The organism is Dyella silvatica (assembly GCF_026283955.1).
Taxonomy (GTDB): domain Bacteria; phylum Pseudomonadota; class Gammaproteobacteria; order Xanthomonadales; family Rhodanobacteraceae; genus Dyella_C; species Dyella_C silvatica.
In genome coordinates this window covers 1-4,631 of sequence record NZ_JAPDPE010000200.1, presented here as the reverse complement: position 1 = coordinate 4,631, position 4,631 = coordinate 1, and the positions used below count along the sequence as shown (strand labels likewise).

General features: G+C 61.7%; 1 protein-coding gene. It reads right to left on the bottom strand.

The window, feature by feature from the left end; translation table 11 throughout:
• A partial coding sequence (locus OUZ52_RS22370) for a beta strand repeat-containing protein (protein ID WP_266160811.1) occupies window positions 1-4,631 on the bottom strand: 4,631 nt, incomplete at both ends.

Below are 4,631 nucleotides of genomic sequence, written 5' to 3'. Positions count from 1 at the left end.
GCTGTTGCCCGATGCCTTGGTATGCTTGCCGTACGCCGAAGCGCCGGCTGCCGATGCCGTCGCCAGCGGACCGGCCGCGGTCGAATCCGTGCCGGTCGCCGAGGAATCTTCCAAGATCGAATTGGCATGGAAATACTTGATGCCGCCGCCGTTGTTAATGGTGTTGACGGTGCTGCCCAGACTGGTCACCGCACTATTGGTGGCAAACAACTGGCTACCATTCACCGCATCGGTGCTGCTTGCCGTGACGCGGCCCGCCGCGACGTTGGTGAGGGTGCGTTCGTTACCCACGCTGCCCACGCTCACCGTCGACGTCGGCGCACCCCCGGCATAGTTATAGCTGCTGCCATTGATGCTGCCACTGGCTGTCGCTATCGCCGCCGCGGTCACCGAACCCGCACCGAGTGCGACGTCGTTGGCGTTCGTGGCCACTGCGCTTTGACCGATCGCCACGCTGTCCGCGCCCGTGGCGGTGGAATCCGCACCGGTCGAGTTGGCATGGAAATACTTGGTACCGGTGGCGTAGATGTTGCTCACCTGATCGCCCAGGTTGGTCACGTTGGTATTGGTCGTATTGAGCTGCGAACCATTCACCGCCTCGGTGCTGGTCGAGCTCAAGGTGCCGGCGGCCACATTGGTGATGGTGTTCGGGCCGCTGCCCTTATGGTTCGCGTTCCATGCACCGGCGCCACCGTTGGCGGCGGGGTCCCAGTTCAACGCGTCGATCGAACCCACTTGGTTGTTCAAGTTGGTGATGCTGGTCGAATTGGCGGTGACTTGCTGATTGGTGGCGAACAGCTGCGAGCCGTTCACCGCATCGGTGCTGCTGCCGTTCAACTGACCGGCCGCCACGTTTTGAATCTGCCGGCCACCCACGCTCAGTGCGGCGCTCGGCGTGGCACCGGCAAAGCTGTAGTTGGTGCCACCGATCATCGCACCGCTTACTGCCGTGGTCGCGCTGGTGGTGCTGTTCGAACCCAAGGCTACATCGTTGGCATTCGTCGCCACCGCGCTTGGACCGATCGCCACGCTATCGATACCCGTCGCGCTTGAATCCGCACTCGTCGAGTTGGCGTGGAAATACTTGATGCCACCGCCGTTATTGATGTTATTGACCGTCGTACCCAGGCTGGTCACGGCACTGTTAGTCGCGAACAACTGGCTGCCGTTCACTGCGTCGGTGCTGCTTGCGGTGACTTGACCTGCTGCCACGTTAGTCAGCGTGCGCTCGTTGCCCACGCTACCCACACTAACCGTCGAGGTCGGCGCATTACCCGCATAGTTGTAGCTGGTGCCATTGATGGTGCCGCTGGCCGTGGCTACCGCTGCTGCGGTGGTCGAGCCTTCACCCAATGCAACGTCGTTGGCGTTGGTCGCTACAGCGCCCTGACCGATAGCTACGCTGTTCGCTCCGGTGGCGGTCGAATCCGCACCGGTCGAATTTGCGTGGAAGTACTTGGTACCCGTCGCGTAGATGTTGTTGACCTGGCTACCCAGGTTATTGATCGATGTCGTGTTGCCCGCAATCGCCGTGGTGTTGTTGGCGACATTGGTATTGGTCGTATTAAGCTGCGAACCATTCACCGCATCGGTGCTGGTCGTGCTCAAGGCGCCGGCAGCCACATTGGTGATCTTGCTCGGGCCACTGCCCTTGTGATCGGCGTTCCATGCACCGGCACCACCATTCGCGGTCGGATCCCAGTTCAACGCATCGATCGAGCCTACCTGATTGTTCAAGTTGGTGATGCTAGTCGAGTTGGCGGTTACCTGTTGATTGGTGGCGAACAACTGCGAACCGTTCACGGCATCAGTGCTGCTGCCGCTTAGCTGGCCTGCCGCCACATTCTGGACCTGCCGACCACCCACGCTCAGCGCAGCGGTCGGCGTCGCACCGGCAAAGGTGTAGTTGGTGCCGCCGATGGTGGCGCCGCTTACCGCAGTCGTTGCGCTCGTGGTGCTGTTCGCACCCAGTGCAACGTCATTGGCATTCGTTGCTACGGCGCTCTGACCGATGGCTACGCTGTTCGCACCAGTCGCAGTGGAATCCGCACCGGTCGAGTTGGCATGGAAGTATTTGGTGCCCGTCGCGTAGATGTTGTTGACCTGACCACCCAAGTTGTTGATCGAGGTGGTGTTGCCGGCAATCGCCGTCGTGTTGTTGGCGACGTTGATGTTGGTCGCGTTCAACTGCGAGCCATTCACCGCATCGGTGCTGGTCGTGCTCAGTGTGCCTGCCGACACATTGGTCAGAGTGCGCGTGCCGCCACCGGCATTGGCGAAACTCACTACCGTACCGCCGGTTGCCGCACCCACAGTGATCGGGTTCGCGTTGCTCGGGCTGATGCCACCGGCCTGCTGCACGATGCCGCTGGTGCCGTTGTTGATGTTGTTGATCGATGTGGTGTTACCGGCAATCGCCGTCGTGTTGTTCGTCACATTGGTGTTGGTCGTATTGAGCTGCGAACCGTTCACCGCATCGGTGCTGGTCGTGCTCAAAGTGCCGGCGGCCACATTGGTGATCTTGTTCGGGCCGCTGCCCTTGTGGTTCGCGTTCCAGGCGCCCGTACCACCGTTGGCGGCTGGATCCCAGTTCAACGCATCCACTGAGCCCACTTGATTGTTCAAATTGTTGATACTGGTGGTGTTGGCGGTCACTTGCTGGTTGGTTGCAAACAACTGCGAACCATTCACCGCATCGGTGCTGATACCGCTCAATTGACCTGCCGCCACGTTCTGGATCTGCCGGCCACCCACGCTCAATGCCGCGGTCGGTGTCGCACCGGCGAAGGTGTAGTTGGTGCCACCAATCGTGGCACCGCTTACCGCAGTCGTTGCGCTCGTGGTGCTGTTCGCACCCAGTGCAACGTCATTGGCATTCGTTGCTACGGCGCTCTGACCGATGGCTACGCTGTTCGCACCGGTCGCAGTGGAATCCGCACCGGTCGAGTTGGCATGGAAGTATTTGGTGCCAGTCGCGTAAATGTTGTTGACCTGGCTACCCAGGTTGTTGATCGAGGTGGTGTTGCCGGCAATCGCCGTCGTGTTGTTGGCGACGTTGGTGTTGGTCGTATTGAGCTGCGAGCCATTCACCGCATCGGTGCTGGTCGTGCTCAACGCGCCTGCCGATACATTGGTCAACGTGCGCGTCGCGCCACTGGCATTGGCGAAATTCACCAACGTACCGCCGGTTGCCGCACCCACCGTGATCGGATTGGCATTGCTCGGGCTGATGCCGCCAGCCTGCTGCACGATACCGCTGGTGCCGTTATTGATGTTGTTGATCGAGGTCGTGTTACCCGCAATCGCTGTCGTGTTGTTGGCGATATTGGTGGTGTTGCTGGTCACCTGCTGGTTGGTTGCGAACAACTGCGAACCATTCACTGCATCGGTGCTGCTACCACTCAGCTGGCCTGCCGCCACGTTCTGAATCTGACGGCCACCTACGCTCAGCGCAGCGGTCGGCGTCGCACCGGCAAAGGTGTAGTTGGTGCCACCAATCGTGGCACCGCTTACGGCGGTCGTTGCAGTAGTCGTGCTATTCGCACCCAGTGCGACGTCATTGGCATTCGTTGCCACCGCGCTCTGGCCGATAGCCACGCTGTTCGCACCCGTGGCGGTCGAATCCACACCGGTCGAATTGGCGTGGAAGTATTTGGTGCCCGTCGCGTAGATGTTGTTGACCTGACCACCCAGGTTGGTGATCGAGGTGGTGTTGCCCGCAATCGCCGTGGTGTTGTTGGCGACATTGGTGTTGGTCGTATTGAGCTGCGAACCGTTCACCGCATCCGTGCTTGCCGCGCTCAAGGTGCCTGCAGTGAGATTGGTGATTTTCACCCCGCCTGCTGGCGCACCGGTACCGCCCGTGGCGCCGAGCGTGATGGTGTTGCCACCGGCGGCATCGTATTTCACCGCGATATTGGCGGTGTTGTTGACGTTGTTGTTCAGTGCCGTCAGCGCGCCGGCCACGCTGGTTTGTGCGGTCGGCGCACTCACCGCACCGGTGGCGCTGACGCCGTTGATCGGCTGGCTGAAGCCGCTGATGGTGCCAGTGGCTGCGTTGTAGCTGGCGCCGCCGCCCAGCGTGCTTGCCGTCGAGCTGCCCAGGTTATTGACGCCGGTCGCTACCGCGCTCAACTGCGAACCATTGACGGCATCGGTGCTGGTCGCCGAGATCACGCCGGCCGCCACGTTCTGGATCTGACGCTCGTTACCCGCCGAACCGACCGACACCACACCGCTGGCCGCCTTGGCGATACCCGCCGCCGTGCCGCCGTACAGTGCCGTGGTGCCGGTATTCGGCGCCGCGGTGGTCGAACCGGCACCCAGCGCCAGGTCGTTCGCGTTATTAGCGACGGCGTTCGCGCCCAGAGCGACGGCATTCGCTGCCTTGGCGTTGGCGGTATTGCCCAGCGCCACCGAGGAGGCGCCCGCAGCGCTGGCCGCATTGCCGCCAGCGAAAGAGTTACCGCCCGTGGCCTTGCTGCTATTGCCCAACGCCACATCGTTGGCTGTGGTAGGTGTGCCGCTGACACCGGCGATTGCGCCGTTACCCTGAGCGATCGAGCCATTGCCATAGGCATTGGCCGCTGGGCCGATCGCTGTGGAGTTCGTGCCTGCCGCATTGGCGTCGG